A 16,436-nucleotide genomic window follows, 5' to 3' on the forward strand; every position below is an offset into this window, starting at 1 on the left:
ACGAGCGAGGGAGAGCGACGATGGGCAACGAGGTTCTGGAATCGGTACGCGCCCTGCTGCCGGCCATCGGGAAACGGGCCGTCACCACGGATGAGGAACGGCGGATACCGCAGGTCACCGTCCGCGAACTGGCCGGTGCCGGGGTGTTCCGGATGCTCCAGCCGGCCCGCTACGGCGGCCTGGAGGGGGACCCGGCCGACTTCTACCAGGTGGTGCGGGCGATCTCCGCCGTCTGCTGCTCCACCGGCTGGGTGGCCTCCGTCCTCGGCGTGCACCCCTGGCAGTTGGGCCTGTTCCCCAAGCAGGCGCAGGAGGACGTGTGGGGTGAGGACCCGGACACCCGCATCTCCTCCTCGTACGCGCCGGTCGGCCGGCTCACCCCCGTCGACGGCGGCTACGAACTGGCCGGGCGGTGGAGCTTCTCCTCCGGCTGCGACCACGCCTCCTGGGCGCTGCTGGGCGCCCTCGTCGTCGGCGCGCAGGGCCGGCCCGTCGACTTCCTCACCGTTCTGGTGCCCCGCCGCGACTACCGGATCGAGGACATGTGGGACGTGGTCGGGCTCCGGGGCACCGCCAGCAACGACATCATCGTCGAGAAGGCGTTCGTACCGGCCCACCGGGTGCTGCGCAACTACGAGCAGGCCAGGCTGAAGGTGCCGGGACAGCAGGTCAACCCGGGCCCGCTCTACCGGCTGCCGTTCGGTGCGATCTTCACGAGCGCCATCACCGCACCCGTGATCGGGGCGGTGTCCGGCGGCTACGACTCGTACGTGCGGCGGATGAAGGAGCGGGTACGCCTCAGCCTGGGCGGCGGCAGGTTCACCGAGGACCCCTTCGCCCAGGTCGCCATCGCCCGCGCCGCGTCCGACATCGACGCGACGGTGCTCCAGATGGACCGCAACCTGCGCGAACTGTCCGAACTCGCCGCCGCCGGCCGGGAGATACCCATGGAGCTGCGCCTGCGCACCCGCCGCGACCAGGTCCGGGGCACCGAACGGGCCGTCGCCGCGATCGACCTGCTCTTCAAGACCGCGGGCGGCAACGCGCTCCGGCGCGGCAACCCCGTCGAACGCGCCTGGCGCGACGCCCACGCGGGCAGCGTCCACGTCGCCAACGACGTGGAACGCGCGCTCGCCATGTACGGCCGGGGCGCCTTCGGCCTGACCGTCGAGGACAACCTCGTCTGAGCCCCGGCCGCGGGCCCGCGTCAGCCCTGCCGTTCCCGGAGCGCCTTGCGCGCCGGCAGGGTGACGGCGGCGAGGGCGAGGCACACCGCTGCCGCGGCGAAGGACCCGTACACGAGCGGGGGCACGTACGGGGCCTCGCCCGTCAGGCCGCGCGTCATCGGGATCAGGGTGGCCGAGGCGATGGCGGTGCCCAGGACGACGCCGGCCACCGCCACCAGCAGCCCCTCCCAGCGCAGCATGTCCATCACCTGGCGCCTGGTGGCGCCGACGAGGCGGAGCATGCCCAGCTCACGGCGGCGGTCGAGCACGGTCATCACGAGGGTGTTGGCGGCGGCGAGGGCGGCGAAACCGCCCAGGACCGCGGCCATGGTGTTGTTGGCCCAGGCGTTGAGCTCGCGGTCGGTGGTCTGCCCGACCGCGTAGCCGGCCGCGTCGGTGACCGTGCCCAGCGGGGCGAGGGCCTCCGCGTGCCCGCCGCGTACCAGCAGCGTGGTGTCGAACCCCGAGGTGACGTGGGCGGCGAGCGACGCGCGGTCCATGGTCACGGCCGCCAGGCCGAGCCCCCGGCCGTACACGGCGACGACCTCGGGGCTGGTCCTGGTGCCGTCCGGAAGGTACATCGGCAGCTTGTCGCCGACCCCGGCCCCGGCCGACATGGCGAGCGTCCGGTCGATGGCGATCCTGCCCTTGCCGATCCGGTCCAGACTGCCGCCGCGCACATCGAGGTCCTGCACCTGTGCGAGCCCCGCGCCGGAACCGGAGACGCCCTGGACCGACGAGCCCTCCAGCCACCGGTCGCCGCCCGACCCGACCGGCACGAGCACCTGTGTGTCGAGCAGACCCACCGCCGCCTCGACCCCGGGCGTGCGGGCGGCCCGGCGCACCGCGTCGGCGGGCAGTCCGGCGGGGTGGGTGACGACATGGTCCGCGATGACACCGGCGCGCAACTGCTTCGCCGCCACATGGCTCTCGCTCGTGTGCATGAAGGCGAGCGTCGACGCGAAGGCCATGGCCAGCACGATCGGGGTGATCGCGGAGGCCAGCCGGCGGGCGTTCGTACGGGAGTTGGCGGCGGCGAGCGTGGCCGGAGCGGCGCCGCGGGCGTCCAGCGCGAGCCCCAGCAGCGCCGCGCACAGCCGCGCCACCAGCGGGCCGAGCAGTGCCACGGCGAGCATGAACAGCATGACGACGCCGAGGGCGGCGTTGGCCGCGTCCTCCCCGGCCGAGCGGGCGGCGTAGACCGTGAAGAACCCGCCGCCGACCAGCGCGCCCAGGCCCAGCACGGTACGGATCACACCGGGCCGCAGCCGCTCCACCGATGCCTCGGCGAGCGCCTGGCCCGGCTTGGTCTTCGCCGGCCGGCGTCCGGCGGCCCAGCCCGCGGTGAGCGCGGTCAGCAGCACCGTACCGACGGCGACGACGAGCGGAATCCAGGAGACACGCAGGTCCACCGGGCCAGGGACGGCCCCGCGGTCCTTCAGCTGTGCGAACCACCAGTGCGCGAGTCCGATCCCGGGCAGACAGCCGATGAACCCGGCGAGCGGTGCGACGAGCAGCGCCTCGGAGGCGACCGCGCGGCGGATCTGCCGGGGGGTGGCACCGACGGCGCGCAGCAGCGCGAACTCCCGGGCGCGCTGGGCGACGGACAGCGCGACCGTGCCGGACGCCGTGAAGACCGCGACCATGGCGGCGATCCCGCCGAAGGAGCCGCCGAGCCCGGTGAGCGTCTCCCTGGCGTATCCGAGTCCGTGGTCCTCGACAGCGCCGCGGCCGTCGCCCGTGTGCACCCGGGCGCCGGTGCCGGAGAGCGCCTTCCGCACCCCGGCGGCGAGGGCCGTCCCGTCCGCGGGGGAGGCCCCCTCCTCTGCCAGGACGGCGATGGCGTCGGCCCTGCCGGGGTGGCCGGCGAGCACCGGGGACTGGGCGTCGGCGAACCAGCCCGTAGCTCCCTCGGTCACGTCGTCGCCGGCTCCGGCCCGCGCCAGCCCACAGACGCGGAAGGCGGTCCGCCCGGTGGCCGTTTCGAGCGTGACGGTGTCGCCGACGCCCGCCTTCGCGGCCCGTGCGGCGGCGGCGTCGAGCACGACCTCGCCGGACCGGGGCGCGGCACCGGAGGTGAGCGCGGTGCCGGTGAAGGCGTGCGACCCCCAGCCATGGCCCGTCAGTACGTCCTCGCCCAGGCGCGCCGGGAACGTGAAGTCCGCTACCGCGGCCCCGGCGCCGGGCACCCGGGCCGCCTTCCCCGCCAGCGAGGTGTCCACGCGTGCCGTGTCCGGGAGCGGGTTCGCCGACTCGGAGCGGCTGTCGCCACTGCCCGTGACGAGGCGGGCGTACTGGTCCGCCGCCACGACGACCGGTGCCCGCGCGTACCGCTGGGCCGGGACCGACGCGCGGGAGCCCGTCTCCAGGAGGATGCCGCAGGCGGAGATGATCAGCGCCGCCATCATCAGCGCCACGAACGTGCCGGCGAACGACGCGGGCTTGAAGCGGACGGCCGCGCGGGCGAGTCCGTTGGGGACGAGGAGACTCACGCGGCGGCCCCCGCCATCGCGCCGGGGCGGGAGACGAGCGTGGCCATGCGTGCCGAGATCCGCTCCGCCGTGGCGCGTTCCAGGGAGTCGGCGAAAGCGCCGTCGGCGAGGAAGAGCACGCGGTCGGCCCAGGCGGCGGCGGCCGGGTCGTGGGTGACCATGACGACGGTGGCGCCGAGGGTGTCGACCGCGTGCCGGAGCAGGCCGAGGACCTCGGCGGCGGTGACGGTGTCGAGGGCGCCGGTGGGCTCGTCGGCGAAGATCACGTCCGGTTCGGTGATCAGGGCGCGGGCGATGGCCACGCGCTGCTGCTGGCCGCCGGAGAGCTCGCCGGGCCGGCGCTTCGCCTTGTCGGCGAGCCCGACCCGCGCCAGGACCGCGGCCGCCCGGCGGCGGTCCTGGCGCTGCCCGGCCAGGCGCATGGGCAGGAGCACGTTCTGTTCCACGGTGAGGGAGGGCAGCAGGTTGAAGGACTGGAAGACGAAGCCGAGGCGGCTGCGGCGCAGTTCGGTGAGGCTGTTCTCGCCCATGCCGGTGATCTCCGTACCGCCCAGGCGCACCGAGCCCTCCGACGGGCGGTCGAGGCCGGCGGCGCACTGAAGGAAGGTGGACTTGCCGGACCCGGACGGGCCCATCACCGCCGTGAACGAGCCCCGCGGCAGGACCAGATCGATGCCCGCGAGAGCGTGCACGGCGCCCGCGCCCCGGCCGTACCGCCTGCGCACACCGCGCAGTTCGACGGCCGGTCCCAGGGCGCCCCGGTCCTCGGTCCGGCCGTCCGCCTGCTGTCCTGTGCCGCCGCGCTGCCACATGTCAGTCCCTCTCACGATCCTTCGAGCCGATGATCCGACGCTACGGATCACGGAGATGACGGGCCATGACGGCTGCTGGCGGATCGGGGGTGGGGATAACCTGAGGCCGGGGCCGTCGCCGCGTCGGCGACGAGGGCCCCGGCTCAGCGGCTCACCGCCCCGTCAGCGCCCGGTCGATCAGCCGCCGCCCGGCGGCGTCCTGCGCGTCCTGAGCCGGGTCGCCCATCCGCAGGGTGAAGGCCACACTCGTCGCGGCCCGCGCGCCGTCCGCCGTCACCCCGCTCTCGGAGACGGTCCCCAGATGGGTACCGCCGTGGAACCAGATCCCGTCGCGGCTCCCTGCCACCGGCCGCCAGGCGATGCCCAGGCCGTAGCGGACCCCGGGGACCGCGATCCAGTCGCCGGCCGGCACGGTCTCCTTCATCGCGGCGAGCTGGGCCGGGCCCAGCAGACGTCCGCCCATCAGCGCGCGCAGGAAGACCCCGTGGTCGTGGGTGGTGCTGATGACCGAGCCGTCCGCCCCGCCGCCGGCGGCCAGCGTCGTGTCCACCGGCCGGTCGGCGTCCGGGAACCAGGTGTACGCGGAGGCGGTGGGCGCCGGTAGGTAGGGCGAGGTGCCCGGTGTGAGGGTGTGGCGCAGGTCCAGTGGCTCGATGATCCGATCGTGGATCTCCCGCGCCCAGGAGCGGCCCGTCACCTGCTCGACGATCAGGCCGGCCACCACGTAGTTGGTGTTGGAGTAGCCGAAGCGCCTTTCCCGTTCCGGGTGCCGGGCCTCCGGCAGCCAGAGCGGCGGCCGGCTCACGGCGGCCTTCAGCTGGTCCTCGGGGGAGGTGTACCGGAAGCGGGAGCGGAGGTAGCCGTCCGGTGTGAACGCGTCGGCCGCGTCGGGCGAGACGGCGAGATAGTCGTTGAGCCCACTGGTCTGCCGCAGCAGATTGGCGACCGTGATCCTGCGGCCGTCGTTCCCCTCGCCCCGCACCGCGCCCGGCAGCCACCGCTCGACCGTGTCGGAGAGAGCGAGCTGCCCCTCCCGGACCAGCTGGAGGAGGAGCACGGCCGTGAAGGTCTTGGTGTCGCTGCCCAGTCGGTAGTACGCGTCCCAGGGCACCGGACGCGACGGGCCGGACAGGTCCCTGCACCCCGCCCGAGCCGTCGTCCGGCCCTCGGCGGTCTGCACCTCGGCCAGTACGGCGCCGGCGCCGGCGGCCAGGACCGCGTCCGCATCGTGCTGGAGACGTGCGCGTGGTCCGGCGCCCTCGCGGGGTCCCGCGGCTCCGGAAGCGGAGGTGGCGGACGCCCCGGTGAGAAGGGCCGCGGCCGCGGTGGCCAGGCCCGTGCGGCGGCTGATCACCGGACCACCTCCGTACGGCCGCAGGTGACGTCGGCGGCGGGGAGCGTGCCGTCACGCAGGTAGCCGACGACGGCGCGGTCGGCGCAGGGGACGGGCGTGAGGCCGTCGAGGCCGCGCCCGAACACCCCGTGTGCCCGCATGTCCGCCGTCACCAGCCGCGAACCGGTCAGCCGGCGGTGCAGAGCGAGCGCGCCCTCGTACGGGACGTTGTTGTCGCGCCTGGCCTGGAGCATCAGCAAGGGCACCTGGTTGCCGATCACCGTCGCGGGTTCGCGGGAGGTGCTCTTCCAGAACGCGCACGGCGCGGTCATGGCGTTCACGAGCGGACCGAACACCGGTTGACTCACGCGGCTGCTCTCCATGTTCCGCCAGTACGCCTCCGGGTCCTTCGGCCAGCCCCCGGCGGGCCAGCCGCTGTCCCCGCACATGAAGACCGCCCCGCCGAGCATGCTGTCCGCCAGCTCGGGGGAGGTGAGCAGTTCCAGCATGGCGGCGAGTTCCGGACCGGGCTCGACCGGCCGGCCCGCGGCGGCCTCGACCAGGTCGTGCACCGTGGAGGCGAGCGCCGGATCGTACTCCTCGTGCTGGATGAACTGTCTCAGGACCAGTCGCAGTACCGGTGCCGTGAGGCGGACGCCGGAGACCTCGACCGGCCGCCGCTCCGCCCCGTCGAGCAGCTCCTCGACCCCGGCGCGGACGCGGGCGGGCGTGCTGCCGAGCCGGTAGGTCCCGTCGTGCAGGGCGGCCCATCCGGCCCAGTCGTCCAGTGCCTCTTCGAGGGGCCGGCCGGCCCGCTGGAAGAGCTGGTACTGGGTGGCGGTGGGATCGGTCGACGAGTCGAGGACGATCCGGTCGGCGCGGTGGGGGAACATCTGGGCGTAGACGGCGCCCAGATCGGCGCCGTAGGAGACGCCGTAGTACGAGAGCCCGCGCTCGCCCAGCGCGGCGCGGATCGCGTCCATGTCGCGGGCGACGTTCCGGGACGTGGCATGCGGCAGGAGCCGGGCGTTGTCGTCGTGTCCCTCGCAGCGGCGCGCGGTGTCCCGGGCGTCGTCCACCGACCGGTCGAACTCCGCCCGGCGCGTCGTGGTGGGGCCGGGAGCGGGCACCGGGGTGGCCGGGTCGCAGATGACGGGCGTGGACTCACCCAGGAAGCGCGGGTCGAAGCCGATCAGGTCGTAGCGGTCGGCCGCGTCCTTCAACGCGGGACGCAGGTACAGCGTGTTGGCCAGTCCCGTGCCCCCGGGGCCGCCGGGGTTGGACAGCAGGATGCCCCGGCGCTTCCCGGGCCCCGCTTTCGCCGCGATCCGCGAGACGGCGATCTCGATCGTCGGGCCCCCGGGGCGGGCGTGGTCGAGGGGCACGGTCACCTTCGCGCAGCGTGCGCCGGCGGCTCGCAGCTCCTCCTGCCGCGCCGGGCAGGGTCCCCAGACGAGGGCCTGCCCGGCGGACGGACCGGGTGGGGCGGGTGAGGCGGACGCGGGTACGCCGCCCGCGAGTAAACAGGTCAGGCCGAGCCCCGCGGTGGCCAGACGGATGACGCGCATCGTGCTCCTCGGATCGGGTGGGAGGTACCCGCACGACGCTAGGAGCCCACGTGACCTGGGAACACCGGGCCAGCCGGTCGACGCGACCGGGGGAAAACCCCCGGCACCCGCCGGCTCACCCCGGCCCGCCGGCCGCCTTCGCCGCCAGGTAGCGCGCCGGGAACTCCCCGCCGCCGTGCACCGCCAGGTCCGCGCCGCTGATGTATCCGGAGAGCCCGCTCGCGAGGAACAGACAGGCACGCGCCACGTCCTGGGGCACCGCCATCCGTTCCATCGGGATGACCGCCGCCACCGACGCCCCGCCGTCCGCGCCGTAGACCGAGGCGGCGCTCTCGGTGCGGATCAGGCCCGTGGTGATGTGGTTGACGCGGACCGCCGGCGACCACTCCAGGGCGAGCGCCTTGGTGAGGGCCAGCAGCCCCGCCTTGGCGGCGGTGTACGCGGCGGTGCCGGGCTGCGGGTCATGGGCGGAGACGCTGCCGATGTTGATGACCGCGCCCCCGCCCTGCTGCGCCCGCATGACCCGGTGGGCCTGCTGCGCCACGTAGAACGGGGCGAGGAGGTTGAGCGCGACGATCTTCTCCACGAAACGCGGCGAGACGGTGGCCGCGTCCGCGTCCGGGGAGCCGCCCGCGTTGTTGACGAGGACGTCGAGCCGGCCGAACCGCTCCACCGCGGCGTCCACCAGCGCGGACGCCGCCTCCGGGTCGCGCACGTCGGCCGGGACGAAGACCGCCTCGCGGCCCTCGGCCGAGGGGAGGGCCCGCGGGGTGTTCCGGCCGCAGACCACCACGTCCGCGCCGGCGGCCAGGAACGCTTCGGCGACGGCCGCGCCGATGCCCTTGGTGCCTCCGGTGACCAGCACCACGTGCCCCGTGAAGTCCAGCGGGTTGCCGATGTCCATGGTGTCGCGTTCTCCTGTTCCGGTCCGTCGGGAGCCGTTCACCGGGCGGCCAGGCCGATCCCGGCGGCGAGCCGTTCCCGGTGGCGCGCGGGCGCGCCGAACAGCTCGCCCGCCCCGTGCGCCCGCTTGAAGTAGCGGTGCGCGTCGTGCTCCCAGGTGATGCCGATCCCGCCGTGCAGCTGGATCATCTCGCCGGCCACCGCCGAGAACGCCTCGGAGCAGACGGACTGGGCGACGGCGGCCGCCCGGGGCAGTGCGCCCGGGTCCTCGTCGGCGGCGAACGCGGCACCCAGCGCCGCCGAACGCGCCGACTCCACCAGCACATAGGCGTCCGCCAGCCGGTGCTTGACCGCCTGGAACGAACCGATGGACCGGCCGAACTGCACCCGCTCCCGGGCGTATTCCACCGTCAGCTCCAGACAGCGCTCGGCCGCCCCGGCCTGCTCCGCCGCGAGGGCCGCGCAGGCCAGGTCCCGTACGTGCTCCAGGCACCGCCCGCCGTCCCCGTCCCGGCCCAGCAGGCGTCCCTCGGCCCCGTCGAACACCCAGCGCGCCAGGGCGCGGGTGGAGTCCATGGCCACCACGGGTTCCCGGCGGACCCCGGCGGCGCCCGGGGCCACCTCGAAGAGCGAGATCCCGGCGTCCGTGCGGGCCGCGACGACCAGCACGCCGATGTCCGGCCAGTCCAGGACGTACTCCTTCACCCCGGTCACCAGCCGGCCGCCGCCCGGACCCGGCACGGCGCGGGCGCGGACCGCCGCCCCGTCCCACGAGCCCCGCTCCGCCCAGGCCAGGGCGCCCACCGATGTGCCCTCGGCGAGCCCCGGCAGCAGCCGGCCGCACGCCTCCTCGTCGCCGGACGCCAGCAGGGCGCCCGCGGTGAGCACGGCGGAGCCCAGACAGGGCAGCGGGCTCAGGCCCCGGCCCAGCTCCTCCATCAGCACATGGACATCCCGCGCCCCACCGCCCGCCCCGCCGTACGCCTCGGGCACGGCGAGCCCGGCGACCCCGATCTGCTCGGTCAACGGTGCCCAGGCAGCGCTGCCCTGATGGCGGGTCAGCAGCGACCGCACGGCCGCCCTCAGCTCTTCCTGCTCCTGCGTCAGCCTCATCGGACCGCTCCCCCCTCGGTGTCCGCCCGGTCGGCCAGTACCCGGGCCCGGCAGGCGGTCGGGGTGCCCCAGGCGTCGCGCAGCGGACGGGCCTTGCGCATCCACAGGGACAGGTCGAGTTCGTCGGTGTAGCCCACGGCCCCGTGCAGTTGCAGGGCGGTGCGCGCGGCCCCGTACGCGGCCTCGCCCGCGGTGACCTTGGCGGCGGCGATGTCGCGGCCCGCGCCCTCGTCGCCGGAGGCCAGGGCGAGCGCGGCGCCGTGCACCAGCGGCTCGGCGAACTCCAGGGCCAGCAGGGTGTCCGCCAGGCGGTGCTTGACGCTCTGGAAGGACCCGATCGCCACCCCGAACTGGGCGCGCGCGGTGACGTATTCGACGGTACGGGCCAGCAGCGTCCGGCCGACGCCGAGCGCCTGGGCCGCCGTGGCGAGCGCGGCGACCTCGGCCGCGTACGCGGCGGCGGCCGTCACCCCGGGGCCCCGGGCGACGACCGCGCCGCCCGACGGCCGGGCGAGGCGCCGCCCCGGGTCGGCCGAGGGCTGCACGGGCCCCGGGCCGTCGGCCACCCGCAGCGTGTCGCCGTCCACGACGAACACCGTGCCGGCCGCGTCCGCGTCCAGCGCGTACGGGCCGAGCGCCGTCACGCACAGGGAGACCAGGGACGCGCCCGAAGCGATGGCGGGCAGGTGCCCGGCGGCGAGGGACTTGTCCCCGAGGCGGTCCAGCAGGGCGGCGGCGGCCACCGTCTCGACCAGCGGCCCCGGGACGGCGTGCCGGCCCAGTGTCTCGAAGGCGACGGCCAGTTCGACGGGCAGCGGGCCGAGTCCCTCGTGCTCCGGGGGCACCGCGAGGGCGAAGAGCCCGGCCTCGGCGAGCCGCGCCCAGACGGCCCGCCCCGGTCCGTGGTCGCCGGCCGCCCAGGACCGGACCGTGGCCGGGACGCCGGACGAGGTGAGCAGGGCGTCGAGGGAGCGGGCGAACTCCCGCTGCTCCCTGTCGAGGAGGAAACGCATCAGCGGCGTCCCTTCGGAAGGCCGAGCAGCCGCTCGGCGATGATGTCGCGCTGGATCTCGTTGGTGCCCGCGTAGATCGGGCCCGCCAGCGCGAAGGTGTACCCCTCGGACCAGCCGCCGCCCTCCGGCGCCTCCGGGGCATGGCCGGCGAGTTCGCCGCGGGGGCCGAGCAGGTCGAGGGCCGTCTCGTGCAGGGCGATGTCCAGTTCGGACCAGTAGATCTTGTTGAGGCTGGAGGCGGCCCCGGCCCGGCCGCCCTCGCCGTGCAGGACACTGGAGGCACTCGCGTACGAGAACAGCTGGTAGGCGCGGGCGCCGATCACCGCGTCCGCGACCCGGTCGCGCAGCGCCGTGTCCGACGGGTCGCCGTGCTCGCGCCACAGGCCGGTGAGCCGGCCGGCGGCGGCGGTGAAGCGGCCGGGGCTGCGCAGGGTGAGCCCGCGCTCGTTGCCGGTGGTGCTCATCGCGACCCGCCAGCCCTGCCCCGGTTCGCCGATGACGTCCTCGTCGGGGACGAACACCTCGTCCAGGAAGAGTTCGGCGAAGGCGGGCTTCCCGTCGAGCCGCCCGATGGGCCGCACGGTGACGCCCTCGGCGTCCAGCGGGAACATCAGATACGTCAGCCCCCGGTGCGGCCGGTCCGCGTCCGGGTCGCTGCGGAACAGGCCGAAGGCCCGGTCGGCGAACGCCGCCCGCGACGACCAGGTCTTCTGCCCGCTGAGCAGCCAGCCGCCCTCGGTCCGTACCGCCGTCGAACGCAGCGACGCCAGGTCGGAGCCGGACTCCGGCTCGGACCAGGCCTGCGCCCAGATGACCTCGCCGCGCGCCATCGCGGGCAGGACGCGGGCCCGCTGTTCGGCGGTGCCGTGCTCGAAGAGGGTCGGGGCCAGTAGGTTGATGCCGTTCTGGCTGACCCGGCCCGGCGCCCCGGCCGCGTAGTACTCCTCCTCGAAGATCAGCCAGCGCAGCAGGGACGCGCCGCGCCCGCCGAACTCCTCGGGCCAGGAGACCACCGACCAGCGGTCGGCGGCCAGGACGGCCTCCCACTCCCGGTGCGCGGCGAAACCCGCGGCGGTCTCCAGGGAGGGCAGGGCGGTGGCGGGGACGTGCGCGGCGAGCCAGTCGCGTACCCCGGTACGGAATTCCTCGTCCGCCGGGTCGAAGTCGAGGTCCATCAGCCGCCCGCCTTCTTCATCGCCCGGATGTCCATGCCGCCCAGCGCGTCCGGCGCGGTCTCGGCGTTGTGGGCGTGCGCCAGGTGGTGCAGGCCGAACACCGAGTCCATGCCGGTGTGCATCCCCTGGAGGTCCTCGGCCTGATTGACCGCGCGCTTGGTCAGGGCCAGTCCCATGCGCGGCATCTCGGCGATGCGCAGCGCCAGTTCGTGGCTGCGGTCGGCCAGCTCCTCGCGGGACACGACCCGGTTGACCATGCCTACCTCGTACGCGCGCCGGGCGCTCATCCGGTCGCCCGTGAACAGGAACTCCTTGGCGATCCGGGGCGGCATCACCCACGGGTGGGCGAAGTACTCGACACCGGGGATGCCCATGCGGACCACCGGGTCGGCGAAGAACGCGTCCTCGGACGCCACGATCAGGTCGCACACCCAGGCCAGCATCAGACCGCCCGCCACGCACGCGCCCTGCACGGACGCGACGACCGGCTTCGGCAGCTCGCGCCAGCGCCGGCACATGCCGAGGTAGACCTCGGACTCGCGGGCGAAGCGGCTCTCCGCGCCCTCCTTGTCCGAGTGGTCCCACCACAGCCCAGCCCGCCGCTCGAACGGCAGATGCGCGTCGCGCCCGGGGGTGCCGATGTCGTGTCCGGCGGAGAAGTGCTTGCCCGCACCGGCCAGGACGACGGTCTTCACCTCGTTGTCCTCGGCCGCGCGGTAGAACGCCCGGTCCAGGGCGTAGGTCATCGCGGAGTTCTGCGCGTTGCGGTAGTCCGGGCGGTTCATGGTCACCGTCGCGACCGGGCCCCGCTTCTCGTAGCGCACCGGTTCGTCATGGGCAGCGGACATCGTGGCCCCTCCTTCCCTAACAAGTGTTTGGTAGATTAACGTACCCCCATGAGCAGCGTCGAGGAGTTCCGCACCGAGATCCGCGGCTGGCTGGCCGCCCGGCTCACCGGGTCCTTCGCGGACCTGCGGGGCCGGGGCGGCCCCGGCCGCGAGCACGAGGTCTTCACCGAACGGCTGGCCTGGGAACGGCACATGGCGGCCGAGGGCTGGACCTGTGTGGGCTGGCCGAAGGAGCACGGCGGCCGGGGCGCGACCATCGGGCAGCAGGTCGCCTTCCACGAGGAATACGCCCTGGCCGACGCCCCCGCGCGGGTCAACCACATCGGCGAGCAACTGCTCGGGCCGACGCTGGTGGCCTTCGGCACCCCTGAGCAGCGGGCCAGGTTCCTGCCGCCGATCGTCGCCGCCGACGAGCTGTGGTGCCAGGGCTACAGCGAGCCCGACGCCGGCTCCGACCTGGCGAACGTCCGCACCAGGGCCGAACGGGACGGCGCGGACTGGGTCGTCACCGGGCAGAAGACCTGGACGTCACTGGCCCACGAGGCGCAGTGGTGCTTCGTGGTCGCCCGCACCGAACCGGGCTCCACCCGCCACCGGGGCCTGTCCTACCTCCTGGTCCCACTGGACCAGCCCGGCGTCGAGATCCGGCCCATCACCCAGCTGACCGGCACCAGCGAATTCAACGAGGTCTTCTTCGACGGCGCCCGCACCCGCGCCGAGCACATCGTCGGCGCCCCGGGCGACGGCTGGCGCGTGGCCATGGCCACCCTCGGCTTCGAACGCGGCGTCTCCACCCTTGGCCAGCAGGTCGGCTTCCGCCGCGAGCTGGAGACCCTCATCGCCCTGGCCCGCCGCAACGGCGCCGCCGACGACCCGCTGATCCGCGACCGGCTCGCCCGCGCCTGGACCGGCCTGGAGACCATCCGCTGCAACGCCCTGCGCATGCTCGACGGCGTCGCGGCCGGCGCCCCCGGCCCCGAGGCGTCCATCGGGAAGATCTACTGGGCCACCTGGCACCGCGAACTCGGCGAACTGGCCATGAGCGTCCTGGGCGCCGGCGGGATGACCGCGCCCGATGAGCCCTACGAACTCGACGAGTGGCAGCGGCTGTTCCTCTTCTCCCGCGCCGACACCATCTACGCCGGGTCCAACGAGATCCAGCGCAACATCATCGCCGAGCGCGTCCTCGGCCTCCCCAAGGAGCTGCGCCCATGACCTCCCAGCCGGCCTACGTAGCGGGCCACCACCTCCTGGACGGACGCACCGCGGTGATCACCGCGGCGGCCGGCGCCGGAATCGGCGGCGCGACCGCCCGCAGATTCCTGGAGGAGGGCGCCCGGATCGTCATCGGCGACGCCCATGAACGCCGGCTGCGGGAGAGCGCCGAGGCGCTCGCCGGCGAGTTCGGCGCCGACCGGGTCGCCGCACTGCCCTGCGACGTCACCGACCAGACCCAGGTCGACGCCCTGTTCGCGCTCGCCGCCGAACGCCACGGCCGGCTCGACGTCGTCGTCAACAACGCCGGCCTCGGCGGCACCGCCGACCTCGTGGACATGACCGACGAGCAGTGGGCCAAAGTCCTCGACGTCACCCTCAACGGCACCTTCCGCTGCACCCGCACCGCCCTGCGCCACTTCAAGGACGGCGCCGCCGGGGGCGTCGTCGTCAACAACGCCTCCGTCATCGGCTGGCGCGCCCAGCGCGGCCAGGCCCACTACGCCGCCGCGAAGGCCGGCGTCATGGCGCTCACCCGCTGCGCCGCCCTGGAAGCCGCCGACTTCGGGGTCCGCGTCAACGCCGTCGCACCGAGCCTGGCCATGCACCCCCACCTGGTGAAGGCCACCACCCCCGAACTCCTCGCCGAACTCACCGAGCGCGAAGCCTTCGGCCGGTACGCCGAACCCTGGGAGATCGCCAACGTCATCGTCTTCCTGGCCAGCGGCTACTCCTCGTACATGACGGGCGAGACCGTCTCGGTGAGCAGCCAGAGGGCGTGAGCGCCATCGCCCCCAATCCCAACGCCGAGCGGCGCGCCGAACTCCTCGCCACCGCTGCCCGGGTCTTCGCCGAGCAGGGCTACAACGCCACCACCGTCCGCCGCATCGCGGACGCCGCCGGGATGCTCGCGGGCAGCCTCTACTACCACTTCGACTCCAAGGAGGCGATGCTCGACGAGATCCTCACCGCCTTCCTGGACGAGCTGTGGGCGTGCTACGACACCGTGCTAGCCGCCGGACTCGGCCCCCGGGACACCCTCGGCGCGCTCGTCACCCAGTCCTTCCGGCAGATCGACCGGCACGGTCCCGCGGTCGCCATCTACCAGAAGGAGTCCAGGCACCTATCCGCCCAGCCGCGCTTCGCCCATCTCGCCGGATCGCAGCCGAAGTTCGAGCACGCCTGGCTGCGCACGCTGGAACGCGGCGTCGCGGAACGGGACTTCCGGGCCGACCTGGACGTCCGGCTCGTCTACCGGTTCGTCCGCGACACCGTCTGGGTCGCCGCCTCCTGGTACCGGCCCGGCGGTGCCCACAGCGCGGAGGAGATCGCCCGCCAGTACCTGTCCATGGTTCTCGCCGGCATCACCACGCGCGGCTGACCCACCCATCACGTTCACCACGAAGGAGCAGTCATGGCCGAGGCCTACATCATCGAAGCGGTCCGCACCCCGGTCGGCCGGCGCAAGGGCGGCCTGTCCGCCGTCCACCCCGCCGACCTCGGCGCCCATGTCATCAAGGCGCTGGTCGAGCGCGGCGGCATCGACCCGGCCACCGTGGACGACGTCGTCTTCGGCTGCCTGGACACCGTCGGCCCGCAGGCCGGGGACATCGCCCGCACCGCCTGGCTCGCCGCCGGTCTGCCCGAGGAGGTGCCGGGCACCACCGTCGACCGGCAGTGCGGCTCGTCCCAGCAGGCCGTCCACTTCGCCGCCCAGGGCGTCATGTCCGGCACCCAGGACCTGGTCGTCGCCGGCGGCACGCAGAACATGTCGATGATCCCGATCGCCTTCGCCGGCCGCCAGGCCGCCGAGCCCCTCGGCCTCACCGACGGCCCCTACCTCGGCTCCCAGGGGTGGCGGGCCCGGTACGGCGACGCGCCCGTCAACCAGTTCCACGGCGCCGAACTCATCGCCGAGAAGTGGGGCATCTCCCGCGAGGACATGGAGCACTTCGCGCTCCGCTCGCACCAGCGTGCCCTGCGCGCCATCGACGAGGGCCGCTTCGCCCGCGAGACCGTCGCGTACGGGGACGTCACCGTGGACGAGGGGCCGCGCCGCGACACCTCGCTGGAGAAGATGGCGGGGCTCAAGCCGGTGGTGGAGGGCGGCCGGCTGACCGCGGGCGTCTCCTCGCAGGTCTCCGACGGCGCGTCCGCGCTGCTCATCGCGTCCGAGCGGGCCGTCGCCGAGCACGGCCTGACGCCCAGGGCCCGGATCCACCATCTCTCGGTGCGCGGCGAGGACCCGATCCGGATGCTGTCCGCGCCCATCCCGGCGACCGCGTACGCGCTGAAGAAGGCCGGCATGTCCATCGGCGACATGGACCTGGTGGAGATCAACGAGGCGTTCGCCCCGGTCGTCCTGGCCTGGCTGAAGGAGACCGGCGCCGACCCGGACAAGGTCAATGTCAACGGCGGCGCCATCGCGCTCGGTCACCCGCTCGGCGCCACCGGCACCAAGCTGATGACGACCCTCCTGCACGAACTGGAGCGCACGGGCGGCCGCTACGGCCTCCAGACCATGTGCGAGGGCGGCGGCCAGGCCAACGTCACGATCATCGAGCGCCTCTGACAGAACCGGCGGCCGGCCGGACCGGCCCCGCCACGCGGGGGCGGCCCGGCGCGCGCCTCATCCGCGCGAGGGAGACGATCCGGGCCCCGAAGCTCCTTCGGTGCTGCGAGACTTGGGGAGGGACAGGCCACGCGGTGGGCGGCCGACACGTGCGGCCGGCCCGACA

Annotated in this window: 14 protein-coding genes; 5 read left to right on the top strand and 9 right to left on the bottom strand. The window is 74.3% G+C overall.

The window, feature by feature from the left end:
• Positions 1 to 20: 20 nt before the first annotated feature.
• Complete coding sequence (gene hsaA, locus B082_RS0128110; protein ID WP_018555130.1) at positions 21 to 1,187, top strand: 3-hydroxy-9,10-secoandrosta-1,3,5(10)-triene-9,17-dione monooxygenase oxygenase subunit; 1,167 nt, start codon at positions 21 to 23, stop codon at positions 1,185 to 1,187.
• Between the two features lie 20 nt (positions 1,188 to 1,207).
• Here the strand turns inward: hsaA and B082_RS0128115 are convergent, their stop codons facing one another.
• The 9 genes from B082_RS0128115 to B082_RS0128155 all read right to left on the bottom strand — a co-directional run bounded on the left by B082_RS0128115 (position 1,208) and on the right by B082_RS0128155 (position 12,483).
• Positions 1,208 to 3,718 (bottom strand): ABC transporter permease, encoded by a 2,511-nt coding sequence (locus tag B082_RS0128115; RefSeq protein ID WP_018555131.1) that lies wholly within the window; start codon positions 3,716 to 3,718, stop codon positions 1,208 to 1,210.
• Positions 3,715 to 4,530 (bottom strand): ABC transporter ATP-binding protein, encoded by an 816-nt coding sequence (locus B082_RS0128120; RefSeq protein ID WP_018555132.1) that lies wholly within the window; start codon positions 4,528 to 4,530, stop codon positions 3,715 to 3,717. Before B082_RS0128120 ends, B082_RS0128115 begins: the two co-directional genes overlap by 4 nt.
• 151 nt (positions 4,531 to 4,681) lie before the next feature.
• Positions 4,682 to 5,884: a serine hydrolase domain-containing protein gene (locus tag B082_RS0128125; protein WP_018555133.1), complete on the bottom strand. Its 1,203-nt coding sequence runs from the start codon at positions 5,882 to 5,884 to the stop codon at positions 4,682 to 4,684.
• Positions 5,881 to 7,431 carry an alpha/beta hydrolase gene (locus tag B082_RS0128130; RefSeq protein WP_018555134.1) on the bottom strand — a complete coding sequence of 517 codons (1,551 nt, stop codon included), beginning with the start codon at positions 7,429 to 7,431 and terminating at the stop codon, positions 5,881 to 5,883. Before B082_RS0128130 ends, B082_RS0128125 begins: the two co-directional genes overlap by 4 nt.
• A 115-nt stretch (positions 7,432 to 7,546) precedes the next feature.
• Positions 7,547 to 8,335 (bottom strand): SDR family oxidoreductase, encoded by a 789-nt coding sequence (locus tag B082_RS0128135; protein WP_018555135.1) that lies wholly within the window; start codon positions 8,333 to 8,335, stop codon positions 7,547 to 7,549.
• A gap of 38 nt (positions 8,336 to 8,373) precedes the next feature.
• Complete coding sequence (locus B082_RS0128140) at positions 8,374 to 9,447, bottom strand: acyl-CoA dehydrogenase family protein (protein WP_018555136.1); 1,074 nt, start codon at positions 9,445 to 9,447, stop codon at positions 8,374 to 8,376.
• A complete protein-coding gene (locus B082_RS0128145; RefSeq protein ID WP_018555137.1) occupies positions 9,444 to 10,460 on the bottom strand; it encodes an acyl-CoA dehydrogenase family protein in 1,017 nt (338 codons plus the stop codon). The genes B082_RS0128140 and B082_RS0128145 overlap by 4 nt, the downstream gene beginning before the upstream one ends.
• Positions 10,460 to 11,635, bottom strand: coding sequence for an acyl-CoA dehydrogenase family protein (locus tag B082_RS0128150; RefSeq protein WP_018555138.1), 1,176 nt, complete (start codon positions 11,633 to 11,635; stop codon positions 10,460 to 10,462). The genes B082_RS0128145 and B082_RS0128150 overlap by 1 nt, the downstream gene beginning before the upstream one ends.
• Positions 11,635 to 12,483 carry an enoyl-CoA hydratase gene (locus B082_RS0128155; RefSeq protein WP_018555139.1) on the bottom strand — a complete coding sequence of 283 codons (849 nt, stop codon included), beginning with the start codon at positions 12,481 to 12,483 and terminating at the stop codon, positions 11,635 to 11,637. Before B082_RS0128155 ends, B082_RS0128150 begins: the two co-directional genes overlap by 1 nt.
• A gap of 48 nt (positions 12,484 to 12,531) precedes the next feature.
• Here B082_RS0128155 and B082_RS0128160 point away from each other — a divergent pair, with 48 nt between their 5' ends.
• From B082_RS0128160 to B082_RS0128175, 4 genes are read left to right on the top strand one after another with little or no spacing between them, the layout of a single operon-like run.
• Positions 12,532 to 13,698 carry an acyl-CoA dehydrogenase family protein gene (locus B082_RS0128160; protein WP_018555140.1) on the top strand — a complete coding sequence of 389 codons (1,167 nt, stop codon included), beginning with the start codon at positions 12,532 to 12,534 and terminating at the stop codon, positions 13,696 to 13,698.
• Positions 13,695 to 14,480: an SDR family oxidoreductase gene (locus B082_RS0128165; RefSeq protein WP_018555141.1), complete on the top strand. Its 786-nt coding sequence runs from the start codon at positions 13,695 to 13,697 to the stop codon at positions 14,478 to 14,480. Before B082_RS0128160 ends, B082_RS0128165 begins: the two co-directional genes overlap by 4 nt.
• The gene (locus tag B082_RS0128170; protein ID WP_018555142.1) at positions 14,477 to 15,079 is read left to right on the top strand and encodes a TetR/AcrR family transcriptional regulator; all 603 of its coding nucleotides are present in this window, start codon (positions 14,477 to 14,479) and stop codon (positions 15,077 to 15,079) included. Before B082_RS0128165 ends, B082_RS0128170 begins: the two co-directional genes overlap by 4 nt.
• A gap of 33 nt (positions 15,080 to 15,112) precedes the next feature.
• A complete protein-coding gene (locus B082_RS0128175) occupies positions 15,113 to 16,270 on the top strand; it encodes an acetyl-CoA C-acetyltransferase (RefSeq protein ID WP_018555143.1) in 1,158 nt (385 codons plus the stop codon).
• The last annotated feature ends 166 nt before the right edge of the window (positions 16,271 to 16,436 follow it).

It is taken from the genome of Streptomyces sp. ATexAB-D23, from assembly GCF_000373645.1.
Classification (GTDB): Bacteria; Actinomycetota; Actinomycetes; order Streptomycetales; family Streptomycetaceae; genus Streptomyces; species Streptomyces castrisilvae.